This window comes from Mesorhizobium sp. M2A.F.Ca.ET.043.05.1.1 (assembly GCF_003952445.1).
Classification (GTDB): Bacteria; Pseudomonadota; Alphaproteobacteria; order Rhizobiales; family Rhizobiaceae; genus Mesorhizobium.
The window spans coordinates 5,995,170-6,021,796 of sequence record NZ_CP034446.1 but is presented as its reverse complement, the minus strand read 5'-3'; the positions used below and the strand labels follow the sequence as shown (position 1 = coordinate 6,021,796).

General features: G+C 65.3%; 23 protein-coding genes and 1 pseudogene. 14 read left to right on the top strand and 10 right to left on the bottom strand.

What is annotated here, in order from left to right; translation table 11 throughout:
• Nucleotides 1–4 precede the first annotated feature (4 nt).
• The 5 genes and pseudogenes from EJ069_RS28960 to EJ069_RS28940 all read left to right on the top strand — a co-directional run bounded on the left by EJ069_RS28960 (nt 5) and on the right by EJ069_RS28940 (nt 6,174).
• Nucleotides 5–853, top strand: a complete 849-nt coding sequence (locus tag EJ069_RS28960; protein WP_126064052.1) for an ABC transporter permease — start codon at nt 5–7, stop codon at nt 851–853.
• Nucleotides 854–855: 2 nt separating this feature from the next.
• A complete protein-coding gene (locus EJ069_RS28955; protein ID WP_126064051.1) occupies nt 856–1,776 on the top strand; it encodes an ABC transporter permease in 921 nt (306 codons plus the stop codon).
• Between the two features lie 29 nt (nt 1,777–1,805).
• Nucleotides 1,806–3,434 carry an ABC transporter substrate-binding protein gene (locus EJ069_RS28950; protein ID WP_126064050.1) on the top strand — a complete coding sequence of 543 codons (1,629 nt, stop codon included), beginning with the start codon at nt 1,806–1,808 and terminating at the stop codon, nt 3,432–3,434.
• A 108-nt stretch (nt 3,435–3,542) separates the two neighbouring features.
• The gene (locus tag EJ069_RS28945; protein ID WP_126064049.1) at nt 3,543–4,487 is read left to right on the top strand and encodes an acetamidase/formamidase family protein; all 945 of its coding nucleotides are present in this window, start codon (nt 3,543–3,545) and stop codon (nt 4,485–4,487) included.
• Nucleotides 4,487–6,174 (top strand): annotated as a pseudogene (locus EJ069_RS28940) (ABC transporter ATP-binding protein). Before EJ069_RS28945 ends, EJ069_RS28940 begins: the two are co-directional and overlap by 1 nt.
• A 24-nt stretch (nt 6,175–6,198) precedes the next feature.
• Here the strand turns inward: EJ069_RS28940 and EJ069_RS28935 are convergent.
• Together EJ069_RS28935 and EJ069_RS28930 are read right to left on the bottom strand one after the other, a co-directional pair.
• Nucleotides 6,199–7,233, bottom strand: a complete 1,035-nt coding sequence (locus tag EJ069_RS28935; RefSeq protein ID WP_126064048.1) for an aldo/keto reductase — start codon at nt 7,231–7,233, stop codon at nt 6,199–6,201.
• A gap of 79 nt (nt 7,234–7,312) precedes the next feature.
• Nucleotides 7,313–8,071 carry an SDR family NAD(P)-dependent oxidoreductase gene (locus EJ069_RS28930; protein ID WP_126064047.1) on the bottom strand — a complete coding sequence of 253 codons (759 nt, stop codon included), beginning with the start codon at nt 8,069–8,071 and terminating at the stop codon, nt 7,313–7,315.
• A gap of 120 nt (nt 8,072–8,191) precedes the next feature.
• Here EJ069_RS28930 and EJ069_RS28925 point away from each other — a divergent pair, with 120 nt between their 5' ends.
• On the top strand, nt 8,192–8,794 hold the full coding sequence (locus EJ069_RS28925; protein WP_126064046.1) for a TetR/AcrR family transcriptional regulator: 603 nt from the start codon (nt 8,192–8,194) through the stop codon (nt 8,792–8,794).
• Nucleotides 8,795–8,801: 7 nt separating this feature from the next.
• On the opposite strand, the gene EJ069_RS28920 is transcribed toward EJ069_RS28925, so the two are convergent.
• Entirely contained in the window at nt 8,802–9,719 is a 918-nt protein-coding gene (locus EJ069_RS28920) for a polyprenyl synthetase family protein (protein WP_126064045.1), read from the bottom strand.
• A 128-nt stretch (nt 9,720–9,847) separates the two neighbouring features.
• Here EJ069_RS28920 and EJ069_RS28915 point away from each other — a divergent pair, with 128 nt between their 5' ends.
• The 4 genes from EJ069_RS28915 to EJ069_RS28900 all read left to right on the top strand — a co-directional run bounded on the left by EJ069_RS28915 (nt 9,848) and on the right by EJ069_RS28900 (nt 12,869).
• Complete coding sequence (locus EJ069_RS28915) at nt 9,848–10,555, top strand: transglycosylase domain-containing protein (protein ID WP_176480066.1); 708 nt, start codon at nt 9,848–9,850, stop codon at nt 10,553–10,555.
• A 254-nt stretch (nt 10,556–10,809) separates the two neighbouring features.
• Nucleotides 10,810–10,992 (top strand): 50S ribosomal protein L32, encoded by a 183-nt coding sequence (rpmF, locus tag EJ069_RS28910; protein ID WP_006203806.1) that lies wholly within the window; start codon nt 10,810–10,812, stop codon nt 10,990–10,992.
• Between the two features lie 230 nt (nt 10,993–11,222).
• Nucleotides 11,223–11,624 carry a hypothetical protein gene (locus EJ069_RS28905; protein WP_095804621.1) on the top strand — a complete coding sequence of 134 codons (402 nt, stop codon included), beginning with the start codon at nt 11,223–11,225 and terminating at the stop codon, nt 11,622–11,624.
• Nucleotides 11,625–11,807: 183 nt separating this feature from the next.
• Nucleotides 11,808–12,869: an alpha/beta hydrolase gene (locus tag EJ069_RS28900; protein ID WP_126064043.1), complete on the top strand. Its 1,062-nt coding sequence runs from the start codon at nt 11,808–11,810 to the stop codon at nt 12,867–12,869.
• Between the two features lie 286 nt (nt 12,870–13,155).
• Here EJ069_RS28900 and pyk read toward each other — a convergent pair whose 3' ends face one another.
• Nucleotides 13,156–14,583, bottom strand: a complete 1,428-nt coding sequence (gene pyk, locus EJ069_RS28890; protein WP_126064042.1) for a pyruvate kinase — start codon at nt 14,581–14,583, stop codon at nt 13,156–13,158.
• Nucleotides 14,580–15,137 carry a DUF1036 domain-containing protein gene (locus EJ069_RS28885; RefSeq protein WP_189476013.1) on the bottom strand — a complete coding sequence of 186 codons (558 nt, stop codon included), beginning with the start codon at nt 15,135–15,137 and terminating at the stop codon, nt 14,580–14,582. Before EJ069_RS28885 ends, pyk begins: the two co-directional genes overlap by 4 nt.
• A gap of 170 nt (nt 15,138–15,307) precedes the next feature.
• On the opposite strand from EJ069_RS28885, the gene EJ069_RS28880 reads away from it, so the two are divergent.
• The 3 genes from EJ069_RS28880 to EJ069_RS28870 all read left to right on the top strand — a co-directional run bounded on the left by EJ069_RS28880 (nt 15,308) and on the right by EJ069_RS28870 (nt 18,022).
• Entirely contained in the window at nt 15,308–16,105 is a 798-nt protein-coding gene (locus EJ069_RS28880; RefSeq protein WP_126064040.1) for an N-formylglutamate amidohydrolase, read from the top strand.
• A 29-nt stretch (nt 16,106–16,134) separates the two neighbouring features.
• Nucleotides 16,135–16,443 (top strand): DUF1244 domain-containing protein, encoded by a 309-nt coding sequence (locus EJ069_RS28875; RefSeq protein ID WP_040985259.1) that lies wholly within the window; start codon nt 16,135–16,137, stop codon nt 16,441–16,443.
• 397 nt (nt 16,444–16,840) lie between these two features.
• Entirely contained in the window at nt 16,841–18,022 is a 1,182-nt protein-coding gene (locus EJ069_RS28870; RefSeq protein ID WP_126064039.1) for an MFS transporter, read from the top strand.
• On the opposite strand, the gene EJ069_RS28865 is transcribed toward EJ069_RS28870, so the two are convergent.
• The gene (locus EJ069_RS28865; protein WP_126064038.1) at nt 17,980–18,894 is read right to left on the bottom strand and encodes a LysR family transcriptional regulator; all 915 of its coding nucleotides are present in this window, start codon (nt 18,892–18,894) and stop codon (nt 17,980–17,982) included. The genes EJ069_RS28870 and EJ069_RS28865 overlap by 43 nt on opposite strands.
• Before the next feature lie 96 nt (nt 18,895–18,990).
• Between EJ069_RS28865 and EJ069_RS28860 the strand changes: the two genes are divergently transcribed.
• The gene (locus EJ069_RS28860; protein ID WP_126064037.1) at nt 18,991–19,947 is read left to right on the top strand and encodes an SDR family oxidoreductase; all 957 of its coding nucleotides are present in this window, start codon (nt 18,991–18,993) and stop codon (nt 19,945–19,947) included.
• Between the two features lie 63 nt (nt 19,948–20,010).
• Here EJ069_RS28860 and EJ069_RS28855 read toward each other — a convergent pair whose 3' ends face one another.
• The 4 genes from EJ069_RS28855 to EJ069_RS28840 all read right to left on the bottom strand — a co-directional run bounded on the left by EJ069_RS28855 (nt 20,011) and on the right by EJ069_RS28840 (nt 26,506).
• On the bottom strand, nt 20,011–20,169 hold the full coding sequence (locus EJ069_RS28855; RefSeq protein WP_040991775.1) for a DUF3309 family protein: 159 nt from the start codon (nt 20,167–20,169) through the stop codon (nt 20,011–20,013).
• A 97-nt stretch (nt 20,170–20,266) separates the two neighbouring features.
• A complete protein-coding gene (locus tag EJ069_RS28850; protein ID WP_126064036.1) occupies nt 20,267–23,443 on the bottom strand; it encodes an efflux RND transporter permease subunit in 3,177 nt (1,058 codons plus the stop codon).
• Between the two features lie 74 nt (nt 23,444–23,517).
• Nucleotides 23,518–24,729, bottom strand: coding sequence for an efflux RND transporter periplasmic adaptor subunit (locus EJ069_RS28845; protein ID WP_126064035.1), 1,212 nt, complete (start codon nt 24,727–24,729; stop codon nt 23,518–23,520).
• A 355-nt stretch (nt 24,730–25,084) separates the two neighbouring features.
• On the bottom strand, nt 25,085–26,506 hold the full coding sequence (locus tag EJ069_RS28840) for a coniferyl aldehyde dehydrogenase (protein WP_126064034.1): 1,422 nt from the start codon (nt 26,504–26,506) through the stop codon (nt 25,085–25,087).
• Nucleotides 26,507–26,627 lie beyond the last annotated feature (121 nt).

Genomic DNA, 26,627 nt, shown 5'->3' with positions numbered 1-26,627 from the left:
TGGCATGCGGGTTCTGCGCGAACTGACAAGACGGCCTTCCGCCCTTTTCGGGCTGATCGTGGTCGTGCTCGTCCTGCTGGCGGCGATCTTCGCGCCATGGATCGCGCATTTCTCGCCGGACGACCAGCTTGCCGACGGCCTGTCGCTCGAAGGCGCGCCGCTGCCTCCGGGCGGCGACCATCTGTTCGGCACCGACACGCTCGGCCGCGACCTCTTCGCCCGCGTGCTGTTCGGCGCCCGCACGTCGCTCATCATCGGTCTCGTCGCCAACGGCGTCGCCGTCGCGATCGGACTTCTCGTCGGGCTGCTCGCCGGCTATCTGCGCGGCGCCGCCGGCAATTTGTTGATGCGCTTCACTGACCTGATGATGGCCTTTCCGGCGCTGCTGCTCGCCATCGCGCTCGCGGCGCTGCTGAGACCCAGCCTGTGGATCGTCGCCATGGTGATCGCCCTGGTGAACTGGGTGCAGGTCGCCCGCATCGTCTACACCGAAACGCGCGGCCTGGTGGAACGCGACTTCATCGTCGCCGAGCGTTCGCTGGGCGCCGGCAATGGCCGCATCATCCTTCTGCACATCCTTCCCCACCTGATGCCGACCGCGATCGTCTGGGGCACGCTCGGCATCGCCACCACGGTGCTGCTCGAGGCAACGCTGTCCTTCCTCGGCATTGGCGTGCAGCCGCCGCAGCCTTCCTGGGGCAACATCATCTTCGAGAGCCAGAGCTATTTCCAGGATGCGCCCTGGCTGGTGTTCATTCCCGGCGCGATCATCCTCGCCACGGCGCTGTCCTTCAATCTGATCGGCGACGCCCTGCGCGACATCCTCGACCCAACCCAGCGCGGGAGGCTGTGACGATGGCCTTCTTCCTCGCCCGCCGTCTCGTCCAGGCCGTGCTGATCCTGCTCGGCGTGGCCGCCATCACCTTCCTTCTGCTCTATTTCCTGCCGGCGGACCCCGCCGTGCTGATCGCCGGGCGCTCCGCGACGCCGCAGATGGTGGCCGCCATCCGGCATGAGCTTGGCCTCGACCAGCCTCTGGTCATGCAGTTCCTGCATTATGTCGGCAACCTGCTGCATGGCGATCTCGGCCGCTCCTATACGCAGAAGACCGAGGTGCTGCCGCTGATCCTGGCGCGGCTGCCGGCGACGCTCATCCTCATGGCCGCCGGCATCGTCGTCGAGGTCGCGCTCGGCCTGACCTTCGGCATCATCGCGGCGGTCCGGCGCGGCGGCTTCGTCGACCGCTCGGTGATGATGCTGTCCTTCGTCGGCGTCTCGTCGCCGCAATTCGTCGTGGCGCTGCTGCTTCTCTATGTCTTTGCCGCCACGCTCGGCTGGTTCCCGATGTCCGGCTTCGGCACGGCGCGGCATGTCGTGCTGCCGGCGCTCACGCTCGGCGTGCTCGGCGCCGGCTGGTATGCGCGCATGGTGCGTTCCGCCATGATCGAGGTGCTGCGCCAGGACTATGTGCGCACCGCCCATGCCAAGGGTCTCAGCGGCCGCCGCGTGGTGCTCGGCCACGCGCTGCCCAACGCGCTGTTGCCGATCATCGCCATGGTCGGCATCGACATCGGCCAGTTCATGAGCGGCGTAGTCGTGGTCGAGGCCGTCTATGGCTGGCCCGGCATCGGCCAGCTCGCCTGGCAGGCCATCCAGCAGGTCGATGTGCCGATCATCATGGGCGTCACATTGGTCTCGGCCCTGGCCATCGTGCTCGGCAATTTGCTCGCCGACTTCGTCGCCCCGTTCGTCGATCCCCGCATCCGCAGCCAATAACCAACAAGACCAACAGAGGAGTGAACTCAATGAACAAATTCGTCAAACAGATTGGCCTGGCGGCACTGCTCGCCACCTCGGCCCTGATGCCGGCCAGGCTCGCCTTAGCCGACACGCCGACCAATGGCGGCGACATCATCGTCACCTACAAGGACGACATCGCCACGCTTGATCCAGCCATCGGCTATGACTGGCAGAACTGGTCGATGATCAACGCCCTGTTCTCGCGCCTGGTCGACTACAAGCCGGGCACGACGGAACTGGGGCCGTCGCTCGCCGACAGCTACGACGTCTCCGACGACGGCAAGGTCTATACGTTCAAGCTGCATCCCGGCGTCAAGTTCACCAACGGCCGCGCGGTGACGGCGGCGGACGTCAAATGGTCGATCGAGCGCGCCGTCAACCCGAAGACGCAAGGCCCGGGCGCCGGCTTCTTCCACTCGATCGTTGGCGCCGACAAGATGACCGCCGGCACCGCCGAGACGATGGAGGGCGTCACGGCGATAGACGACCATACGGTAAAGTTCACGCTGTCTCAGCCCGACGCCACCTTCCTCAACGTGCTGGCGCTCAACTTCGCTTCCGTCGTGCCGAAAGAGGCGGTGGAAGCCGCCGGCGGCGATTTCGGCAAGCATCCGGTCGGCTCCGGCGCCTTCACGCTGAAGGAATGGACGATCGGCCAGCGCCTCGTCTTCCAGAAGAACCCCGATTATTTCATCAAGGACCGGCCGCATGTCGACTCTTTCACGATCGAGATCGGCCAGGAACCGCTGGTGGCGCTTTTGCGCCTGCAGAAGGGCGAGGTCGACATTGCCGGCGACGGCATCCCGCCGGCGAAATATCTGGAGATGAAGAAGTCGCCCGAGTTCGAGGGCATGATCGTCGACCGCCAGCAGCTCGAGACGAGCTATGTCACCTTGAACACGCAGGTAAAACCCTTCGACAATGCCAAGGTGCGGCAGGCCGTCAACATGGCCATCAACAAGGACCGCATCGTGCGCATCATCAACGGTCGCGCCACGCCGGCAAGCCAGGTGCTGCCGCCGCTGATGCCGGGCTACGACCAGAACTACAAGGGCTATGCCTACGATCCCGAAAAGGCCAAGGCGCTGCTTGCCGAGGCCGGATTGAAGGACGGCTTCTCGACCCAGATCTACACCTCCAACACCGATCCGCAGCCACGCATCACACAGGCGATCCAGCAGGATCTGGCGGCGATCGGCGTCAAGGCCGAGATCAAGGCGGTGGCCAATCCGAACGTGATTGCCGCCGGCGGCACGCAGGGCCAGGCGCCCATGGTCTGGTCCGGCGGGCTTGGCTGGATCGCCGACTTCCCGGATCCGTCCGACTTCTACGGACCGATCCTCGGCTGCGGCAGCGCGGTTGCCGGCGGTTGGAACTGGTCGTGGTACTGCAACAAGGACATCGACGCCCGCGCCCAGGCGGCGGACGCCATGCCGGTGCCGGCCAAGGCCGAGGAGCGCAACAAGGCCTGGGCGCAGATCTTCACCGACATCCAGACGAATGACGCGCCCTGGATTCCGGTCTTCAACGAACGCCGCGTGGTGGCCAAGGCCAAGCGCATGGGTGGCCCGGATGAGATCTATATCGATCCGACCCGCGTCATCAATTACGAAGCGATCTATGTGAACAAATAGATCGTCTCATTTGCCGGTGGCGGGCGTGCATCCCGCCGCCGGCCGCCTTTCAATGATGCCGCCGAAACGGGAGGGCGGCTTGCCAAAAACAAACGAGAAGCAACAACCATGTGCGTGAAGTGCGACTACACCATACATCGCGCCAGCCATCATTTCGGCTGGAACCGCGATTTCCAACCGGCGCTGACCGCCGGGCCGGGTTCGACGATCCATTTCGAATGCCTCGATTCCTCCGGCGGACAGTTCGACGCGAACTCCACGGTGGCGGATGTTTCGACCATGGATTTCGGCAAGGTAAATCCGGTGACCGGACCGGTCTATGTCGAGGGCGCGATGCCGGGCGATGCGCTGAAGATCACGCTGCGCCATTTCGAACCGTCGGGCCTCGGCTGGACCGCCAACATTCCGGGCTTCGGCCTGCTCGCCGACCAGTTCAAGGAGCCGGCGCTGCATATCTGGAAGTATGATGCCGCCTCGATGGCGCCGGCGCTCTATGGCCCGGGCGGGCGCGTACCGCTGAAACCCTTCGCCGGTACGATCGGCTTAGCCCCCGCCGAACCCGGGCTGCATTCTGTCGTGCCGCCGCGCCGTGTCGGCGGCAATCTCGACATCCGCGACCTTGCGGCCGGAACCACGCTCTATCTCCCGGTCGAGGTCGAAGGCGCGCTGTTCTCGATCGGCGACACCCACGCCGCTCAAGGGGATGGCGAGGTTTGCGGCACGGCCATCGAGAGCCACATGGACGTCGAGGCGACGATCGAGCTGGTCAAGGACGCGCGGCTGGAAAGCCCGCGCTTCACCACGCCGGGACCGGTGACCCGCCATCTCGACGAGGCGGGCTACGAGGTCACCACCGGCGTCGGACCGGACCTGATGACCGCGGCGCGCGAAAGCGTGATGCGCATGGTCGACCTGCTTGCCGCCGACCATGGGCTGAAGCCGGTCGACGCCTACATGCTCTGCTCGGTCTGCGGTGACTTGCGCATCAGCGAGATCGTCGACATGCCGAACTGGGTCGTCTCGTTCTATTTTCCGAGGATCGTCTTCAATTGATGACGGATGGTTCCGGACGAGGAAGAGATGCTGTCCTGACCGTCGAGAACCTGTCGGTGGACGCGCTGACGCCTGAAGGCGCAAGGCGCGTCATCGACGGCATCAGCTTTGCGCTGGCGCCGGGCGAGACGCTCTGCCTTGCCGGCGAGTCCGGCTCGGGCAAATCGGTGACGGCGCTTTCGATCATGCGCCTGTTGCCGCGCGCCTCGCTGCGCATCGCCAGCGGCGACATCAGGCTCGAACGCCAGTCGCTTCCGCGCCTGCCGGAGCGCGCCATGCGCGACGTGCGCGGCGGCGAGATCGCGATGATCTTCCAGGAGCCGATGACGTCGCTCAACCCTGTACACTCGATCGGCGCGCAATTGACCGAGGCGATCCGCATCCACCAGGGCGCGGAAGGTTCAAGCGTCGAGCAGCGCGCTCGCGACATGCTGGATGTCGTGCATATCAGCGACCCGGCGCGGCGCATGAAGCAATACCCGCACGAGCTCTCCGGCGGCATGCGCCAGCGCGTCATGATCGCGATGGCGCTGTCCTGCCGGCCGAAAGTGCTTCTGGCCGACGAGCCGACGACGGCGCTCGACGTGACGGTGCAGGCGCAGATCCTGAAACTGATGCGCGAACTGAAGCGGGAGTTCGGCACCGCCATCATCCTCATCACCCATGACATGGGCGTCGTCGCCGAGATGGCCGACCGGGTGGCCGTCATGCGCGACGGACGGATCGTCGAGGCCGGGTCCGCGCTCGACATCTTCGAGCGGCCGCAAGCCGACTACACGCGCGAACTGCTCGCCGCCGTGCCGCGTCTCGGCGCCTTCGCGGGAACCGACGCGCCGCCCCGGATCACGGCCACCCCCGGACGCCGACGCCGAACGGCGAAGCGCCCGTGCTTTCGGTGAAGAACCTCGTCGTCGATTACGGTGCCTCCGCCAGCCTGTTCCGCCGCCGCGCTTCAGAGGCGCCGGCGGTGCAGGAAGTCTCCTTCGAGATAAGGCCCGGGCGCACGCTCGGCCTCGTCGGCGAAAGCGGCTCCGGCAAGTCCACCACCGGCAAGGCCGTGCTCGGCCTTGTCCCGTTCGCCGGCTCGGTGATCATCGGCGGAACGTCCATTCACGGCCTCTCGGCGAGCGCGATGCGGCCGGTGCGCCGCGCCGCGCAGATGATCTTCCAGGACCCCTACGCGTCGCTCGACCCGCGCATGACGGTGGGCGCCGCCATCGTCGAGCCGCTCGTCATCCACGGCATCGGCAGCAGGGACGATCGGCGCGAACGCGTGGCCTCCCTTCTTGCGCGCGTCGGGCTCGAAGCCGATCACGCCTCGCGCTATCCGCATGAATTTTCCGGCGGCCAGCGCCAGCGCATCTGCATCGCACGCGCCCTGGCGCTGGAACCGAAGCTGATCGTTGCCGACGAAAGTGTTGCTGCGCTGGACGTGTCGGTGCGCGCTCGCGTGCTCGACCTGATGCTTGAGCTGCAGGAGACGCTGGGCTTGGCCTATCTCTTCATCTCGCACGACATGGCGGTGGTCGAGCGCATGAGCCACGACGTCGCCGTCATGCGCGCCGGCCGCATCGTCGAAGCCGGCCCGCGCCGCGCGGTGCTGTCGTCGCCGCGCGAGGACTACACACGCGAATTGATCGCGGCCGTCCCCATTCCCGATCCGCGCGTCGTAAACGTGCAGAACTGACGTCGTCCCGACGCGTCGCTGCGCTCATACCGCCGCCCGTTCCGTGGGTGGACGGCGGCGGAGGCTTGCGGTGGTCAGAGCCGGCGGATTGTAGGCGGCCTCGTTCAGGCCGACATCGGTGCCGGGCGGAACGATCCGGTCGATGCGATCGAGGACGTCGTCGGCCAGGCGGATGTCGGCGCCGGCAAGCAGGTCGTCGAGATGCTGCATGGTGCGCGGGCCGAGGATCGCCGATGTCACCCCGGGATGCGCCATGACGAACGCCATCGCCATGTGGGTGAGGGACATGCCGGCTTCGGCCGCCAGCGGAATCAGCTGCTCGACCACATCGAGGCTCCGCTCGTCAGACATCTGTCTCGGCATGAATTTCGCCCGTATGCCGCCCTCGGGCAGCGGCTGTCCCTTGCGGTAGCGGCCGGTAAGCAGGCCCTTGGACAGCGGGCTCCAGACCAGCACGCCCATGCCGTAGCGCTGACAGGTCGGCAGCATGTCGCGTTCGATGCCGCGGTCGAGGATCGAATAGGGCGGCTGCTCGGTGCGGAAGCGCGCGAGGGCGCGCCGCTCCGCGACCCACTGCGCCTCGACGATTTCGGAAACCGGGAAGGTCGAGGAGCCGATGGCGCGCACCTTTCCCGCCTGCATCAGGTCGGTGAGCACCGAAAGCGTCTCTTCGACGTCGGTGTCCGGCGAAGGACGATGGATCTGGTAGAGGTCGATATAGTCCGTCTGCAGGCGCTTGAGCGAATCCTCCACCGCACGGGTGATCCAGCGCCGCGAATTGCCCTGCATGTTGGGATCATCGCCCATCGGGCCGTGGACCTTGGTGGCAAGCACGATGCTGTCGCGGCGCCCTTTCAGGGCCTTGCCGACGATCTGCTCGGATTCGCCAGCGCTGTAGCGATCGGCGGTGTCGACGAAGTTGATGCCGAAATCCAGCGCCTTGTGGATGATGCGGATCGCATCGTCATGATCGGCATTGGCTATGCCGCCGAACATCATCGCGCCCAGGCAATAGGGGCTGACCTTGATGCCGGTTCGTCCGAGCGTACGGTACTGCATGGCTATTCTCCTTGAATTCGACGCGCCGCCCAGGCGGTCTGCGGCAGAAGCTGCGCTGCCGGCGATGTTCGATCTGCCCTCACCAGGGGATCGTCACATTTTCCCACCTTGTGAACGTCCCCGAGGGACCGTCCGGACCGAGCAGGGCGACGCGGACCACTTCGCGCGAGCCGTCCTCGACCGACTCCGTTCCGCCGTAATTGTTGAGGTTGGTGCGGGTGTAGGCCGGCGAGACCAGATTGACCTTGATGCCTGTCGACTCGAGCTCAATCATCATCGCCAGCGTTATGGCGTTGAGCGCGGTCTTGGAGGCCGGATAGACCGGGCCGAACAACGCGCGATAGCCGAAGGCAGGATCAGCGTTGGAGGTCAGCGAACCGACGCCGCTCGACACGTTGACGATGCGGGCATCCGTCGATCGGCGCAGCAGCGGCAGCATCGCCTGGTAAACGGCAAGCACGCCGAACACATTGGTCTCCCACACGGCGCGTACTTCATCGAGGGAGACGTTGCTCGGGCGGGTCGATCTGGCATGGTCCTCGACCGTCGCGTCCGGTCGGCGTCCGGTGTTCGAAATCGCGGCATTCTGCACGAGCAGGTCAAGCCGGCCGAATTCGTCGCCGATACGCGCCGCCGCGGCGGTGATCGAGTCCTGATCCGTCACGTCGAGCTGCAGCGCAATGGCCCTCGGTCCGATCTCGCTCGCCGCCGCCTCGCCGCGCTCGAGATTGCGCGATCCGACAAGGACGGTGACCCCGTTTGCCGCGAGTTCCTTCGCGACCTGCAGGCCGACCCCCTGATTGGCTCCAGTGACCAGCGCGATGCGATTGTGCGGCATGATCGTCTCCTGTTGTTCGATTGATTGTCACAGCCGCCGCTTTGAACTATCTTGGCGGATGCGGAACAATGTTCCGAATTCAAAATACGGAACATTGTTCCGTTTTGCAAGAGGCATTCGGTGAGCGGGAAACAGCGCACCCAGGGTGACGTCGCGGAAGGGGTCGACCGACGCGTACGCGTCGACGTCCAGCGCAATCTCGACGCGCTGCTCCAGGCGGCCAAGACGGTGTTCGCGACCTCAGGCGTCGATGCGCCGGTGCGCGAGATCGCCGAGAAAGCGGGTGTCGGGGTCGGTACGGTCTATCGGCACTTCCCGCGGCGCTCCGATCTCGTGGCCGCGGTGTTTCGTCGTGAAATCGATGCCTGCGCCGCCGCCGCGCCTTCCTTCGCGGCCAGCTATGAGCCTGGCGACGCTTTGTTGAAGTGGATTGAGCGCTATGTGGCCTTTATCGCGACCAAGCGCGGCTTGGCCGAAGCGCTGCATTCGGGAGATCCCGTCTTCGAGCCGCTGCCGCTATACTTCCAGCAGAATCTGGAGCCCGCGCTCGGCCAACTGCTCCGTGCTGCGGCGACCGCGGGGGAAATCCGGGGCGATGTCGATGCAGGGGACCTGCTGAACGCCATCGCGAGGCTGAGCGGCGCCGATCAGGCGCAGCGCATGGTCGCCTTACTGGTCGACGGCCTCCGCTATGGCAAGAAAGCATCTTCAGGCGTCCGATAGCCTGTCGTCAGCTGTTGCGCGTGGCGACAAAAGTCGCGGCCTCCTTGAGCAGCTCCGCTGCGTCGCCATACGGCTCGAGCAGCCGATGCGCCTGGTCGATCAGGCCGTGCAGCTGGCCCCGCGCCCAGTCGGGTCCGTGCAGCGACGCAAGCGTCGCCTTGCCGGCGGCTGCGTCCTTGTTCGTCGCCTTGCCCATCTGCTTGGCGTCGGCGGTCAGGTCGAGCAGGTCGTCGGCGAGCTGGAAGGCAAGGCCGATCGCGGAGCCGAATTCGGCCAACCTCTCGCGGTCGGCCGCCGGCGCGCCGGCGACGATCGCGCCGGCCTCGCAGGCGAAGCGGATCAGCGCGCCGGTCTTCATCGCTTGCAACGTGATGATGCCCGCCTCGTCCGGCCGGTTGCGCTCGGCTTCCAGATCGAGCATCTGGCCGCCGACCATGCCGCCGGCGCCAGCCGCGCGCGAGAGCGCCAGCACGAGCGCCACCTGACGATCGGCAGGCAAGGCCGTCGCCTCGTCGGCGATGATGTCGAAAGCCAAGGTCAGCAGCGCGTCGCCGGCGAGGATGGCTGTCGCTTCGTCGAAGGCCTTGTGCACCGTCGGCTGGCCGCGCCGCAAATCGTCGTCGTCCATCGCCGGCAGGTCGTCATGGATCAGCGAATAGCAATGCACGCATTCCAGCGCCGCGGCGACGCGCAACGCCGCGTCATTGTCGGCCGAAAACAGCGCGGCACTTTCCATGACCAGGAAAGGCCGCAGCCGCTTGCCGCCGTTGAGCACGCCATGCCGCATCGCCGCCGTCAGGCGCTCGGGCCGCACGATCTCACCGGTGAGCGGACGCGCGCCGAGAATCCGGCGCAACTCGGTCTCGACGGCGGCGGCGCGCAGGAAAAGCGCGGTTTCGAAGGCGATCTGGTCGTCTTTGCTCATGGCCGGGACCGGTAGCCGACACTCAGACATTGCGCAAGCAGGCGCGCGCCTTTATGCCGGAGGGGGCGAGGCACGGGTGGGACGGCTTGACGGAACCGATCGTCGAACATGGAAGCGAAGGGCTGGACATGGCGCGGTCGCGGCGCCTGAGCCGCGCCAGTCTGAGGCGCATCGGCCGGCGCTGCCTGGTCGTCGCGCTCGTGCTGGCGGCCATTCCGGTCGTGCTCACCTTCCTCTATTTGCCGTCCTTCGTGCATCCGGTCTCGACCCTGATGCTGAAGGACCTCGCAACCTTCTCCGGCTACGACCGGCGCTGGGTGTCGATCGATGACGTGGCTCCGGTGCTGGCGCATTCGGTGATCATGTCGGAGGACGGGCAGTTCTGCTTCCATCGCGGCGTCGATCTGGGCGAATTGCGCGGCGTGGTCGATGACGCTCTGGCCGGCGAGGCGACGCGCGGCGCCTCCACCATCACCATGCAGACGGTGAAGAACCTTTTCCTGTGGTCGCGGCCGCTTGGCAGCGTGCGCAAGGTCGTCGAGCTGCCGTTGGCCGTCTATTTCGATGCGGTGATGTCGAAGCGGCGGATCATGGAGATCTATCTCAACATCGCCGAATGGGGCCCGGGCATCTACGGCATCGAGGCCGCCGCGCGGCATCATTTCGGCGTTTCGGCCAAGCAGCTGTCGCGCAGGCAGGCCGCCCTGCTCGCCGTCAGCCTGCCAAACCCGATCGCGCGCAATCCGGCCAAGCCGGGGCCGGGATTGCGCCGGCTGGCCTCGCTGATAGAAAGGCGCGCCAGTCGATCCGGCGCCTATGTCGGGTGCCTGGATTAGGGCGTGATCCCGAAAAGTGGGGACCGGTTTTCGGAAAAGATCACGCTCCAACGAAGACTTGGACCAGGACGGCGTTTCGACGAAACGGCATCCTGATCCAAGCGAAGCGGCGCCGGCTCAAAAAAATTCGCGGCCAGCGCTGGCCAAAACGGCGCAAGGCGTGTATAGGCACCCGACTTTCTCAGATTATGGCCTCGATGCGGCCCTTTCGCGAGGGTTGCCGGGGCATTTTGACCATGTAGTGGAGCATATCCATGGCCGTTCCAAAAAGAAAAACCTCTCCGTCGAAGCGCGGCATGCGCCGCTCGGCCGACGCCCTCAAGGCCCCGACCTATGTCGAGGACAAGAATTCCGGCGAAATGCGCCGCCCGCACCACATCGACCTGAAGACCGGCATGTATCGCGGCCGCCAGGTTCTGGAGCCGAAGGAAAGCTGAGAAGCTTCCAAGGATTTCTGACGCTTCGAAAGACCGGCCTCTGGCCGGTCTTTTTGTTTTGGCGCCGGCGGCGTCCGGAATTAATCGCTCGCGCTGCCGATGGCGGCGCAACCGGCTGACATCGTTATTTCATTAGGTCTTACAGCGTGTTCGTCGCCGCGGCGAAAAGCCTTGACGGCGCGCTTGCCGCGGATTTTACAAAAGGAGGTGCCCTCATTGGAGTCGCCCAGATGTTCGGTGCCATCCCGCTGCTGATCGTGCCTTTCGTCCTCTACAATCTCGGCCTGCTCGGATTGTTCGGCGGCGGCGACGACCCGTGGATGACCGAGATGTTCTCCTTCCGCATGATGTCGGGCGGCGTCTTCTCCATGACGCTCGGCGACCTGATGGTGCTGATCGGGCTGATCTTTCTCTTCGTCGAGATCTCGAAATCGGTGCGCACGACCAATGCCTCGATCCTGGATCACCTGCTCTCGACGCTGGTCTTCATCGCCTTCCTGGTCGAATTCCTGCTGGTGAAGGGGGCGGCGCACTCCGTCTTCTTCACGCTGATGATCATCGCTCTGTTCGACGTGCTGGCCGGCTTCTCCGTGTCGATGCGATCGGCAAGCCGCGACATCAATCTGAACTAACCCCGCAGGGGAGTTTTGACGGGCCGCTTCCGTTGCCGGATGGCATGCGTTGACGATTGGCGGAGACCTCCGGCTCGCGCGCACCACGGCAGCGTGACAGATTCCGGCTGCCAACGCGGCCTCAACCTGTCAAGATCGCCTGACCGCTGAACCAGATCGTCACCTGCCCTCGTATCTCACCGCATGAACCTCATCGGCGCCGCGCTCCTCTTCCTCATCGCGCTCCTCTTTGCCCTGGCCGGCATCACCCGCGCCGGCGTCTGGCTGATCGAGCGACGCAGCCCGCCGACCGGCGAGTTCGCCGAGATCAACGGCGCGCGCATCCATTATGCCCATATCCCGGCGCCCGCCGGGGCCGACCTGCCGCCGGTCGTCTTCGTCCATGGCGCCAGCGCCAACCTCAAGGACCAGATGCTGCCGCTGCAGCCGCTGCTCGAGGGCTGCGCCGAGATGCTGTTCCTCGACCGCCCGGGCCTCGGCTGGTCGCGGCGCGGCAACAACGAAACTCTGGCCGCGCAGGCCGATACGATCGCGGCGCTGATGGACCGCCTCGGCATTGCAAAGGCCATTGTCGTTGCGCATTCCTTCGGCGGCTCGATCACCACGGCCTTCGCTCGCCAGCATCCTGAAAAGACGCTGGGCCTGGTCTTCCTCGCGCCCGCCACGCATCCATGGCCGGGCGGCGCGACCGCCTGGTATTACAAGCTAACCGCCACGCCGCTGATCGGCTGGCTGTTTTCCGAAACACTCGCTTACCCGGCCGGCATGCTGCGGATCGGAAATGCGACAGCTTGCGTCTTCTCACCCAACACCCTGCCGGACTTCTACCTCCAGAACGCCTCGATCCCGCTGGTGCTCAGGCCATCCGCCTTCCGTGCCAACGCCCGCGATGTTGCCCAGCTCCACGACTATGTCCGCGCCGCCTCGCCCGCTTACCGGGAGATCAAGGCGCCGACCGTCGTCATCTCGGGCGACCGCGACAAGGTGGTCTACGCGACGATCCACTCCGTCGGCCTCGAGCGCGACATTCCCGGCGCCGAACTGGTTTGGGTCCGCAATCTCGGCCATAAGCCGGACTGGATCGCACCCGATCTCGTGGTCGGCGCGGTCCAGAAGGTCGCGGGCGAAGATGTCGATCTGCAAGCGATGGCCAAGGCCGTGGTGGGCCGGATCGCCGGCGACGCCTACAATGACGGCAAATGCCCCGACATCAAGGTGCCCGACGCCGAGCTCGCACCGGGCTGATGAGCTTCTATTGCAGTCGCCAATGACCTCACGTCGGCGCTGCCCCTCATCGCCGTGCCGGGCACTTCTCCCCGTATAGTGACGGGGAGAAGGACGCCGCCATCGACGATTTCGCCAATCGCCAAAACTAGCAGGAAGGACGCCAAGTTTGCGGCCAGCCATCTTCTCCCCGTCACTATACGGGGAGAAGGTGCCGGCAGGCGGATGAGGGGCGGCGCTGACATTGAAAGCTTTTCAGGCAGCGATCTCGATGTAGCCCTTGGGCAAATCACTCGGCAATTGGCCGCTAATGCGTCTCAGACCCGATATACGCAATCCGCAGCATATTGGTCGATCCGGGTGTCCTGAGCGGCACGCCGGCCGTGATGATGACGCGGTCGCCAGGCTTGCCGAAACCTTCTTCCAGCGCGATCCGGCAGGCCCGGTCGACCATGTCGTCGAGGTCGGTAGCATCCTCCGAAACCACGCAATGCGTGCCCCACAGCAGCGACAGGCGGCGCGCCGTGCTGAGGATCGGCGACAGCGCCACGATCGGCACCTGCGGGCGCTCGCGCGCGGCGCGCAGCCCGGTCGTGCCGGACGCGGTGTAGGAAATGATCGCCGACAGTTTGAGCGTCTCGGCGATCTCGCGAGCGGCCAGCGAAATGGCGTCGGCCCCGGTCGCCTCGGGTTCCGAACGCTGCGCGTTGATGATGCCGGCATAGGTCGGGTCGGTTTCGACCTTGGTGGCGATGCGGTTCATCATGCCGACAGCTTCGACCGGATAGGCGCCGGCCGCGGATTCGGCCGAAAGCATGATCGCGTCGGCGCCTTCGAACACGGCGATCGACACGTCGGAGACCTCGGCGCGGGTCGGCACCGGCGCGGTGATCATCGATTCCAGCATCTGCGTGGCGATCACCACCGGCTTGCCGGCGCGCCGCGCCGCGCGCGTGATCTGCTTCTGGATCCCTGGCACGGCTTCGATCGGCATCTCGACGCCGAGATCGCCGCGGGCAACCATCAGCGCGTCGGAGAGCTCGATGATTTCGGGAAGCCTGGCCACCGCCTGCGGCTTCTCGATCTTGGCCATGATCAGCGCCCGCCCGCGCGCGATCTTCCGCGCCTCGGCCAGGTCCTCCGGCCGCTGCACGAAGGACAGCGCCACCCAGTCGACGCCAGTGGCAAGCACAGCGTCGAGATCGGCGCGGTCCTTGTCGGTCAGCGCGCCGACCGGCAGGTCGGTGTCGGGTAGGCTGACGCCCTTCTTGTCGGATATGCCCGAGCCGGCAACGACGGTGCAGGTGATCGACTTGCCGTCGGCCCTCAGAGCCTTCAGCTCCAGCTTGCCGTCGTCGATCAAAAGTCTGTGACCGGCCTCGACCGAGCTCAGGATTTCGGGATGCGGCAGGAAGACACGGCTGGAATTGCCGGGCTCGGGATTGTCGTCGAGCGTGAAGGTCTGCCCCGGTGTCAGCGCTTCCTTGCCGTTGGCGAACTTGCCGACCCTGAGCTTCGGCCCCTGCAAATCGGCGAGGATGCCGATCGGCCGGCCGACGGCGGCCTCGACGGCGCGGATGCGGCCGACCAGCGTGCGCATCAGCTCGTGGTCGGTATGGCTCATATTGATGCGGAAGACATCGGCGCCCGCTTCGAAGAGCTTCCTCAGCATTTCCTCGGAGGAGGAAGCCGGACCGATGGTGGCGAGGATCTTGACCTTGCGGTTGCGTCTCATTGACTGTTTGTTCCCGGAGCGGGGGCCGCTGCTGGCGCGCCTCCCGTTGCGGGCTCGTCGGTCAGCTGGACCATCCAGCTGGCCTGCTCGCCCGTGTCATATTCCTGAAATCCGGCGCGTTGGAAGCCCCGGGCGACGCAATCATTCACGCCGGCGATCTTGAACTCTTTTTCGGCGACGCACATGTTGATCGGGCCGTCCCAGCGCCCGCCACGCTCGGCGTCTTCTGCATAAAGATAATAAAACCTTGATGACAGCGGACCCTCGATCAGCGTCTTGCAGGTCGATCCTTCGATGTGCCACCAGCCCTCGGTGATCCAGCCGGCCTTGGCGCGATAGCCGATGCCGACGCCCACCAGATTTTGCGTTGCGTTGCAAACGCGGAAGTCGCCCCGGGCCGGCGAGGTCGCGGCTATCGCAAAAAAACCCGCGCCGACGATCAGCAACGGCAGGGCCAGGCGCTTGCGCAGCCGGCCGGCAAAACCCATCGCAGATCCCCTTGCGAACCACATTTGCATCTCTCGAAGCCCCTTTTCAGCAAACTCCGGTCGCATGTCAACGCGCCGTTTTGTTCAATTCCAATCGATTTAGAAGGGCCCGTCGCGCAAATTCTCCCCGCGCCGGGGATTTTTTGCGGAAACCTAGGCCAAACAACGGCATTGCGCCGGCGTCCTCTTCGTGGAATGACGATACCACATCGCAGCCGCCATCCCCTTTTCAGCCGATGACCCGATCCACAGTTTTCACGCCGTTCGACATCGTCGAGGGCGACCGCAAGAAAGGCGTCGTGCTTCTGGCCGATCACGCCCGCCGCGACCTGCCGGAGGAATATGGCAGCCTCGGTTTGCCGGCATCCGAATTCGACCGTCACATCGCCTATGACATCGGCGTCGAGACGGTGACGCGCGAGCTCGCGGCCGCGCTCGACGCGCCGGCGGTGCTGGCCGGCTTCTCGCGGCTGTTGATCGACCCCAACCGGGGCGAGGACGACCCGACGATGATCCGTCAGCTCTATGACGGCACCGTGGTGCCGGGCAACTATCCGATGGCTCCGGAAGAACGTGAACGGCGGCTCGACCGTTTCTACAGGCCCTATCACGACGCCGTCGGCGCGATGATCGCCTCCGTGGCGCATGCCTCGGGCAAGGCGCCGTTCATCTTCTCCGTCCATTCCTTCACGCCGGTGATGCAGGGCTTTGTCCGCCCCTGGCATGTCGGCGTGCTGTGGGACCGCGACGACCGCGTGGCGCGGCCGCTGATCGACATGCTGGCGCAGGACAGCTCCCTCGTCGTCGGCGACAACGAGCCCTATGACGGCGCGCTGCGCGGCGACACCATGTTCCGCCATGCCATCGTCAACGGCTACGCGCATGCGCTGATCGAGATTCGCCAGGACCTGATCGCCGACCGCGCCGGGGCGCTTGCCTGGGCTGAGCGGCTGGCGCCGATCGTTGACGCCATCGACCGCCGTGCCGATATACATCAGGTGAAGATGTTCGGCTCGCGCACCGGGCCGGCGTAAGCAGGCCGACAGTCCAGGAGTTTTCCGAGATGACCGAACTCAGCGACGACCAGAAGCGCGACTTCGAGGCCGCGGCTTTCCGCCGGCTGGTGGCGCATCTGCGCGAGCGCGGCGATGTCCAGAACATCGACCTGATGAACCTCGCCGGCTTCTGCCGCAACTGCCTTTCCAACTGGTATCGCGAGGCCGCCGAGGCCGAGGGTGTGGCGCTGTCGAAAGATGCATCGCGCGAGATCATCTACGGCATGCCCTATGCCGAATGGCAGGCGCTCAACCAGACCGAGGCTTCCGCAGCCAAGAAGGCCGAGTTCGAGGCCAAGCGGCCGAAGGATCATTAACGCTGTCGAACGCCTTCGCGACTTCGTCATTCCAGGGCGGAGCAAGGAGCGAAGCGACGCGCGCAGACCCTGGAATCCATGCCGTTACGACTATCGAAGAGTGCAGCGGTCCAGAATATGATCGTAGTGCACCCCGGGGATGGTTTGCGTCGTAGCGGCGCTTCCAGGTCACGGAATGGATCCTCGGGTCAGCGCGCGTCGCTTCGCTCCTTGCTCCGCCCGTGGATGACGAATGGAGGGGCGATTCTACTACATCTCCAAAGCTGCAGTATGCCTAGAACAGAACCAATCCTTGGTCGCTCCCTTGGTCCAAGCACTTTCTTTGTTCAGTTCTTGACTGCCGATTGAATCGATCTAATTTGCCGCGCGAACCATTTTACATGGCGGATTTCAGAGCATGACCTTGCAAACCACGATGCAGGCCGCGACGCGCGGCCGCTGGGCCGTCGCCGGTATCTTCCTCGCCAATGGTTTTCTGACCGGCAGTTGGGCGCCGCAGATCCCGGTCTTCCTCACCCGGCTCGACATCACCCGCTTCACGCTCGGCCTGCTGATCCTTTTGTTCGGCGTCGGCGCGGTCATTGCCATGACCTTGTGCGGCCATCTCATCTCCAGGCATGGCTCGCGCAGCGTGACGCGTTGGTTCGGCCTCTGCGGCAGCTTCGGCCTGCTGATCGTGGCGCTCGCGCCCAACGTGCCGCTGGCGGCCATCGCCATGCTCATCTTCGGCGGTTCGATCGGCGGCATGGATGTCGCCATGAACTCGAACGCCGTCGTGGTGGAAAGAAGGCTTTCCCGGGCGATCATGTCCTCCTCGCACGGCTTCTGGAGCCTCGGCGGCTTCGCCGGCGGCGCGCTCGGCGGCTATTCGATCCAGAACTACGGCTATCTTCCCCATGCCGTCGCGGCGACGGTGATCGCCTTCGCCGTGATCGCCTTCGCCATTCGCTATCTCATCGCCGAGGACCGGCCGCAGGCTGTCGAGCATCAGAAATTCACGCTGCCGCGGCACACCGCCGTCTATCTGGTCGGGCTGATGGCGCTGCTCACCATGATCTCCGAAGGCGCGGTGCTCGATTGGGCGGCGCTCTTCCTGCATCAGGAACTGGGCGCCGATCTCGCGGTCGCCGGCCTCGCCTACGCCGCCTTCTCCGGCTTCATGGCGCTGATGCGCTTCCTGGGCGACGGCGTGCGCAACCGCTTCGGCGCCGTGTCGACCTTGCGCGGCTCGGCGCTGGTCGCGGCCGCCGGCATGCTGGTCGCCGGCCTCTCGTCCTCGCCTTACCTCGCCATCGCCGCCTTCGCCTTCTGCGGCTTCGGCATCGCCAACATGGTGCCCATCCTGTTCTCAGCCGGCGGCAACCAGGAAGGCATGTCGTCCGGCACCGGCATGAGCGTCGTCACCACCATGGGCTACTCCGGCATATTGGTGGCGCCGTCGGCGATCGGCTTCGTCGCGGAGCATTCGAGTTTCGGGCCGATTTTCATTGCGCTTTCCGGCCTGCTGGTCGTCGTGCTCCTGATGGCAGGGCTCGCTCACCGGGCCGAATTCGCGCCAGAACCTATGCCCGCCGAATAAAGCTTCAGCTCCTCATGCAGGAAATCCGCAACGCGGCGGATGCGCATGCTGGTGCGCACGTCCCGATGCATGGCGAGCCAGACAGGCAGGACCGGCAAGGGTACATCGGGCAACAGCTTTTCCAGGTCCGGATCGCGGTCGGCCAGCGGCTCCTGGCCGAGGCCGATGCCGTTACCGGTCCGCACCGCCTCCCACAGCACGATCTGGTTGTCGGTCCGGAACCGGAAATGGCTGCGGCCGACCGGAATGCCGAAGGCAGTGAAGCCGCGAATGATCTCATCGCTGCGGTCGAAGCCGACCAAGGCGTGATCGGCGAGCTCGGCGGGTTTTTCCGGCCGGCCGCGCCGGTCGAGATAGGCGCTGGCGGCGCATAGGCAGAGCGGAATGTCGGTGACCTTGCGCGCCACCAGCTCGTTCTGCGCCGGCCTGACCATACGGATGGCGATGTCGGCATCGCGACGCAACAGGTTCTCGACCTGGTTGGAGGCGACGATCTCGACCTCGATGCCGGGCTCCTCCTCGCCAAGCCGCGCCATCATGTCCGGCAGCACGAAGGCGGCGACCACTTCCGAAGCGGCGATGCGCACCGTGCCCTCGATCGCCTCGACCGAGCCCAGCGCCAAAAGCGAGAACGCATTGGCCTGCTCGCTGACCGCCCGGCCGCGCTCGTAGAGCGTGCTGCCCGCTTCCGTCAGCTCGTAGCCGCGACGCCCACGCCGGAACAGCGTGACGCCGAGCGCGGCCTCCAGCTCGGCGATGTGGCGGCCAAGCGTTGGTTGGCTAGCCGCGAGCCGGCGCGCGGCGCCCGATAGGCTGCCGGTCTCGGCGACTGCGACAAAACTCTTGACCAGGTTCCAGTCGAATTCCTTCATTCATTTTTGAATAACAGAACGCCGACTTCAGTCAATTTCAATTCGACGATGAAGGCAGCAGATTGCAGGGGCAAACGCAAACAGCGGAGAGAACAGATGACCAAGATCGCAATCCTCGGCGCCAATGGCCGGCTCGGCCGCGTGGTCGGCAAGGCCTTCATCGACGCCGGCTTCGACGTCCGCGCCGTCACCCGTACCGGCAAGGTGCCGGCCGAACTGCAGGGCGCCACCGCGGTTGCCGGCGACGCGCTGGATCGCCAATCCCTGATCCGCGCCACCCAAGGCGTCGACATCATCTTCAACGGCCTGAACCCGATCTACACTGATTGGGGCAAGTGCATGCCGATGGCCGAGAACGTCATGGCCGCCTGCCGTGAAAACGGCGCCCTGCATCTCTTTCCGGGCACGGTCTACAATTACGGCTCGCCGATGCCGCAGGTGATCACCGAAGCGACGCCGTTCCATCCGACCACCGAGAAAGGCCGTATCCGCTGTGCCATGGAAGACCTGTTTCGCGGCGAGGCCGAAGCCGGCCGGGTCCGCACCATCATCCTGCGCGCCGGCGACTTCTTCGGCGGCACCGGCCGCGGCTCCTGGTTCGACCTCGTCGTCGCCGCCAAGATAGAGAAGGGCGTCTACACCGCGCCCGGCCCGGCCGACCTGACCCATGAATGGGCCTACCTGCCGGACTTCGCCGTCGCCTTCGTCGGCCTGGCGAAGAACCTCGACAAAACGGGCTCCTTCGAAGCCATCAACTTCCCCGGCCACGCCATCACCGACCTCGACATGAAGGCGGCAGCCGAGAAGGCGCTGGGCCGCAAGCTGAAGCTCTCCTTCATGCCCTGGTGGGTTCTGCGCGCCGGCAGCCCGTTCGTCGCCATGTGGAAGGAGATCGTGTCGATGTCCTATCTGCGCTTCGAAGCGCACCGGCTGGTCTCGACGCGGCTGGAAAAGATCATCGGCGAAATCCCGCATACCCCGCTCGATGAAGCGGTGAAGGAGGCCTTGCAGGATATCGGCATCGCCGTGCAGCCCTCGCGCCTGGCTGCTTGATCAAAAGCTCCAACGAAAGATGAAACGGCCGGGTTTCAAAGCCCGGCCGCAATTCATTGAAGATCAGATTCTGCCCATCAGCAGCAGGATGAGCAGCACGACCAAAATGACGCCGACAATGCCGGAAGGGCCGTAGCCCCAGGAGCGCGAATGTGGCCATGCCGGCACGGCGCCGATCAGGATCAGGATTAGGATTATTACGAGAATTGTGCCGATCGTCATGAAAAATCCTCGCCGTCTGGTTGAACTTCGAGGGAACAATGCAAAAAGCCGCCCGGTTGTTCCGGACGGCTTCTTGCACTGCCTATCTGAAAAAGCTCTATTCCGCGGCTTTCGGGAAGGCTTCCGTCGGCTCGACGCCGGCATCGGCAGCGGGCTCGTCGGTCGTGACCTTGCCCTTGCCACTGCGGAACAGGCGTCCGAACCAGCTGCGCCGCTGGCCGGGCTTCACTTTGGCGCGGGTGAAAACCATCAGCATCGACGGCGTCACCACCAGCGTCAGCAGCGTGGCGAAGGACAGGCCAAAGACGATCGCCGAGGACAGCGATATCCACCATTGCGTCGACGGCGCATTGATCGTCGTCTCGTGATGGAAGATTTCGAGACCGAGACCGAAGGCGATCGGCAGCACGCCGAGGATGGCCGACACCGCCGTCAGCACCACCGGGCGGGCGCGCTCGCGGCAGGTCTGCAGCACCGCGTCCATCTTGTCCCAGCCTTCCGCGCGCAATCGGTCATAGGTGTCGATGAGCACGATGTTGTTGTTCACCACCACGCCGGCCAGCGCGATGACGCCGATGCCCGACATGACGATGCCGAAGGCCTCGCCTGTCAGAAGCAAGCCTAGGAACACGCCGATCGTCGCCATGACCACGCAGGACAAGACAAGCCACACGCTGGTGAACTTGTTGAACTGCGCCAAGAGCACCAGGAAGATCAGGAAGATCGCCGCGCCAAAGGCCTTGCCGAGGAAGGCGCTGGCTTCCGCGCTGTCCTCGTTGGAGCCGGCGAGCTTCCAGCGAATGCCGCTGCCGAGATCCATGTCGGCGACGGCCTTGGTCACCTGCTCCTGCACCGCCGCGACCTGCGCGCCGGCGCTGACATTGGCCTGCACGACCACGGTGCGCGCGCCGTCGATGCGGTTGAGAATGCCGACGGTCGGCTCGGGCTTGCGCACGACGAAGTTGGAGATCGGCACAGAGCCTTGCGAGGTCTGCACACGAAGCTCGTCGAGCGTCGACAGCGTGCGCCGGTCTTCGGGCAGGCGCAGCCTTATGTCGACCGCGTCGTCGGCGCCGGCCGGCCTGTATTCCGAGAGCTTGAGGCCGTTGGTGACCAGTTGCACCACCGTGCCCACCGAGGTCGGGCTGATGCCGTATTGCGCCGCCTTGGCACGGTCGACCTCGAGCGCCCAGTCGACGCCGGGCGGCGGCAGGCCGTCCGAGATGTCGATGACATTGGGGATCTTGGCGATGCGCGCAGCGACCGCGCGCGCCTTGTCGTCGAGCCCGGCCGGGTCGGCAGCCGACAGCCGGATCTGGATCGGCTTGCCGGTCGGCGGGCCGGCTTCCGGAACGCGCACCTCGACATCGACGCCGGGAATGCCGGCCATCACGCCGCGCAGGTCGTCGAGGATCTGGTTGGCGGATTTGCGCTGGCGCCAGTCGACGAACTCATATTGGATGACGCCGACCACGTCCTCGGGAATGTCCTGGCCGCCGCCCTGCGTCTTGCCGACACGCGTATAGACCGACTTCACGCCGGGCCAGCCGAGCAGCCGGTTCTCCGCCGTTTTGGTGGCGGCGTCCATTTCGGCCAGCGAAAGATTGCCGCGCGCATGCACATAGAGCAGGCCGTAATCCGGCTCGACGCTCGGGAAGAACTCGACGCCCGCGCCATATTTCGAATAGGCGAAGCCGACGCCGACCAGAAGGCCGACGGTGAGCAGGATGACGGTGATCGGGAAGCGCACCGCCTGCTTGACCACGGCCATGTACCAGCCGTCGCGATTGCCTTCCTCGTGATGCTCCGGCGCCTTGGCGAAGATCGCGCCCAAAGTCGGCGCGAAGACCAGCGCATAGAGCATCGAGGCCGACAGCGTCACGATCAGCGTGATCGGCATGTATTTCATGAAATCGCCGATAATGCCGGGCCAGAACAAGAGCGGCGAGAACGCGGCGATGCGCGTCATCGTCGCCGCGACGACCGGGCCGGCCATGCGCTTGGCGGCCAGGGCGAAGGCGTCGGCCTTCGGCATGCCCTCGCTCATGCGCCGTTCGGCGAATTCGGTGACGATGATGGCGTCGTCCACCAGCATGCCGACCGCCAGGATCAGGCTGAACAGCACGATCATGTTGATCGTGTAGCCCATCATGGCGAGCAGCAGGATGCCCATCAGGAAGGATGACGGTATGGCAAGGCCGATGAGCAGGGAAGCCCGTCCCGACAGCGCGTAGAGGATGACGATGAACACCAGGATGACGGCGATCATCACATGGTTCTGAAGGTCGCCGAGCAGCTGGTTGACGAAGACGGACTTGTCCTGCGTGTAGGTGACGTGCATGCCCTCGGGCATTGTCTTGATGAAATTGTCCGACACTTCCCGGACATGGGTCAGCGTGTCGATGAGATTGGCGCCGATGCGCTTCTTCACTTCGATGGCGATGGCCGGCCTGCCGTCGAGGCGCGTGACCGTCTCGGCGTCCTTGAAGGTCGAGCGGATGGTGGCGACATCCTTGGCCTGGACCACGGCGTTCGGTGTGGCGACGACCGGCAGGTTGGCGACGTCCTCGGGCGTCTCGATCAGCGACGGTACCTTGACCGCGTATTTGCCTTCCGAGCCTTCGAGGTTGCCGGCCGCGACCAGGCTGTTCGAGGAAGCGACGCCCTGGATCACCTGGTCGAGTTGCAGCCCGTATGACGACAGCTTGACCGGGTCGATGACGACCTCGACAAGATCGTCGCGCGCGCCCTGCAGCGAGCCTTCGAGCACGCCGGGCACTTCCTCGATGCGGTCGCGCAGCTCGCGCGCGGCGGCCGTCAGCACGCGCTCCGGCACATCGCCGGAAAGCGTCACGACCAGGACCGGGAATTCCGAAACGTTGACCTCGTTGACCGTCGGCTCCTCGGCCGCCTGCGGCAGGTCGGCCTTGGCGTCCTGCACCTTGCTGCGTGTGTCCTGGAGCGCCGTCGCGAGATCCGTCTGCGGCTGGAATTCGACCAGCACATAGCCGCCGCCCTGGAAGGCGGCCGAGCGCATCTCCTTCAGCCCCTTGAGGCTCTTGAGCTTGCTTTCCATTGGCCTCAGCAGCAGCCGCTCGGAATCCTCCGGCGAGATACCCTGATAGATCAGGCTGACATACATCATCGGAATCGGAACGTCGGGTTCCGCTTCCTTCGGTGTCGACTGATAGGCGACCCAGCCCGCGACGAGCAGGAACAGCAGCGCCGATATTGTGAGGCGGGCGTTATTGATGGCGAGTCTGACGATATCCATGACTTCGGCCTGTTATGCTTCCAAGGCTTCGGACCGCCGTCGCCGGGTTGGTCCGGCGAGGGACGCGTCGTGCTCTACTGCGTGCCGGCGGTGGCTTCGCCGATCAGCTTGCTGATGGTCGCCTGGTCGGCCTCGACGGGCTTCACGAGGTCGCCTTCCTTCACCAGCTCCTGGCCGGCGACGATGATGCGCGCATCTTCCGGAATGCCGCCCAGCACCAGGCCGTGCGGCGTGTCGTCGACGAGATCGATCGGGAAGAAGGCCACCTTGTCGTCCTTGCCGACGGCGCGGATACCGAGGTCGCCCTTGTCGCCGAGCGTCACCACGGAGCGCGGCAGCATGACCGCATTGGTCGGCTCGGCGCTGAGCGTGATCTCGGCCGTCATGCCGGCGGGGATGGAGCCGTCGCCATTGGGGATCGCCACCTCGACGCGGAAGGTGCGGGTCTGCGCCGAGGCGTCGCGGCTGATATAGCGGACCGTGCCGGTGACCTTCTGGTCGTTGACCAGGCGCACATCGGCCTGGTCGCCGATCTTGACGTAGCGCAGGTCGCGCTCGCTGATCTCGCCGCGCGCGATTATGGGATCGAGCTTCAGGATCGTCGCCACCTCGCCGCCCTGCATCACCGAACTGCCGAGTTCCACCGGGATGCGGTCGATGACGCCGTCGAACGGCGCCTTCACCTCATTGCGGTCGAGCTCCGCCTGCGCGGTATCGAGCTGCGATTGCGCGAGGGTCAGGTTGGAGCGGGCAGTGTCGAGCTGCAGCTTCGGCAGATTGCCGGTCTTGGCCAGTCGCTCGGCGGCGTCGAGCTCGGCCTTGCGCTGCACAAGCAGCTGCCTGGCGTTGTCGACATTGGAGATCTTCTCCTCGGCCGCGAACATCAGCACGAGATCGCCTGTCTTGACATGGTCGCCCTGCTTGACCGGCAGCTTTTCGATGACGCCGGCGACGCGCGTCGCCAGCACGGCGCGCTTGTCGGCCTCGGTCAGGCCGGAGATGCGGATGGCGCGCGCGAAGGTCTTGCGCGGCGGCGTCACCACCGCCACGGTGCGCGGCGCGGCCTTTGGCTCAGCCTCGGCTGTCTTCGCCTTCGCGGCCTCCGGCTGGCGGGCGCCGGCCTGTTTGTCGGTGGTAACCGACTTGTCGGTAGTAGCCGACTTGTCGGTGGTGACCGACTTGTCCGCGGCGCTGCCGACGGAGGAAAACTCGCCCGTTCCCATCCAGGTCGCGAAACCGATGAGCACGGCAACGGCTGCAAGCTTGTGAAACCTGATTTTCGGCATCGTCATTTTTCCGTAGCAGGACCTGGCGAGGTCGGCGCTTCCGACTTGGGCGCGCGGCCGATATGGGTCTGCGCGGGGCCTAGTTCAATTTGCCGTGATCGGCGGACGCCGCTTCTACCTGAAAGTTGCGGCGCAATATAGTCGGAAAAGTTGCGGGAACATTGCGGCGGGGAATGCTGTACCTCGACAAACACGGGCTTTTCTGCGAGCCGGCTGGCGCTTTTGCCGGCGCGCCGGCAGGTTTCCCCAAGGTTACTGGCAGCAGCCGTCAGCATGATGCGAAAAATCGTCCACGGGCGGCGACAACCGCCCGGTTGGAGCGCGGTGACGCCCCGCTATCCTCGGGTTGAGGCTGTCAAGTGATGAGATTGAGCAGCCGGAAGATCCGCTCGAATGTCCTGCCGTAAGGCGGGCGCAGCAGGCCGCCCGCGCTGAGCTTCGACTGGATGAAGATCGGCTTTTCCTTGCTGAAGGTGCGGAATCCCCATTCGCCGTGATAGGCGCCGGTGCCGCTCTCGCCGACGCCGCCGAAGGGCTGCCGCTCCTGCACCAGATGCAGCATGCAGTCGTTGATCGTGACGCCGCCGGCCACCGTCTCGCGCATCACCCTTTGGCGGTTGGCGCTGTCGCTGCCGAACCAGTAGAGCGCCAGCGGCCGCTCGCCCCGGTTCACATGGTCGATGGCCTCGTCGACCGTGCCATATTCGACGATCGGCAGCACCGGTCCGAAAATCTCCTCGCGCATCAGCCGCAGATTGTCGCCGGCATTGCGCACCAGCACCGGCGCCATCTTGCGGTCGCTGACGCCGAGCGTCTCGTTGGCCGGGTTGACCTCGGTGATGTCGGCGCCGCTGTCGCGCGCTTCCGCGACCATGTCGCTCAGCCGCCGGTGATGCCGCTCGCTGACGATCGCCGTATAGTCGGGATTGTCGCCGAGACGCGGATAGAGCTTGGCCATGGCGACCGCGAACTTGGCCGCGACCGCCGCGCCCTGGCCTTGCGGCACCATCAGATAGTCCGGCGCGATGCAGGTCTGTCCGGCATTGAGCAGCTTGCCATAGGCAACGCTGGCGACCGCCGCATCGAGGTCGCAGGACGGATCGAAGATCGCCGGCGACTTGCCGCCGAGTTCCAGCGTCACCGGCGTCAGGTTGGCGGCGGCGGCCAGCGCCACCTGGCGGCCGACCGCGGTCGAGCCGGTGAACAGGAGGTGGTCGAAAGGCAGCGACACGAATGCCTTGCCGACGTCGGCGTCGCCCACCATCACGGCGACCTCGTCGGCGGCGAAATATTTCTCGACCAGGCTGGCGAGCAGGTCCGAAAACTTCGGCGTCAGCTCAGACGGCTTGATCATGACGCGGTTGCCGGCAGCGAGTGCGGCGGTGGCCGGCGCGACGGCGAGCTGGAAAGGATAGTTCCAGGGCGAGACGATGCCGACGACGCCGAGCGGCTGCGGCAAGAGGCGGTTGCGCCCCGGCATAAACGGCAGGCTGGTGGCGACGCGGCGCTCGCGCATCCAGGCGCTGAGATGCGACAGCGCATGCCTGATGCCGGCGCGCACGACGAACAATTCGGCAAGCCGCGTTTCCTCAGCCGAGCGGGCGGAGAAATCGCTGTCGATCGCAGCACAGATCTCGGCCTCATGCTTTTCGGTGAGCGCCAGCAGGCGGTTCAGCCGGTCCTTGCGCACATCCAGCGTCGGGAACGGCTCCTTCTCGAAGGCTCGGCATTGCGCTTCAAACCGGACGCCAAGAGCGTTCTGCCTCGTTTGCAGCATCGCAACCTCCCCTTTACGTTCAGGTAAGACTACATCGCGCCGCGGGCATGATCCAGCGCCCCGCCGGTTCCGTTGCGGAAGATGCTGACAGCTGGGACGGACTTGCTGACAGGCATGGAAG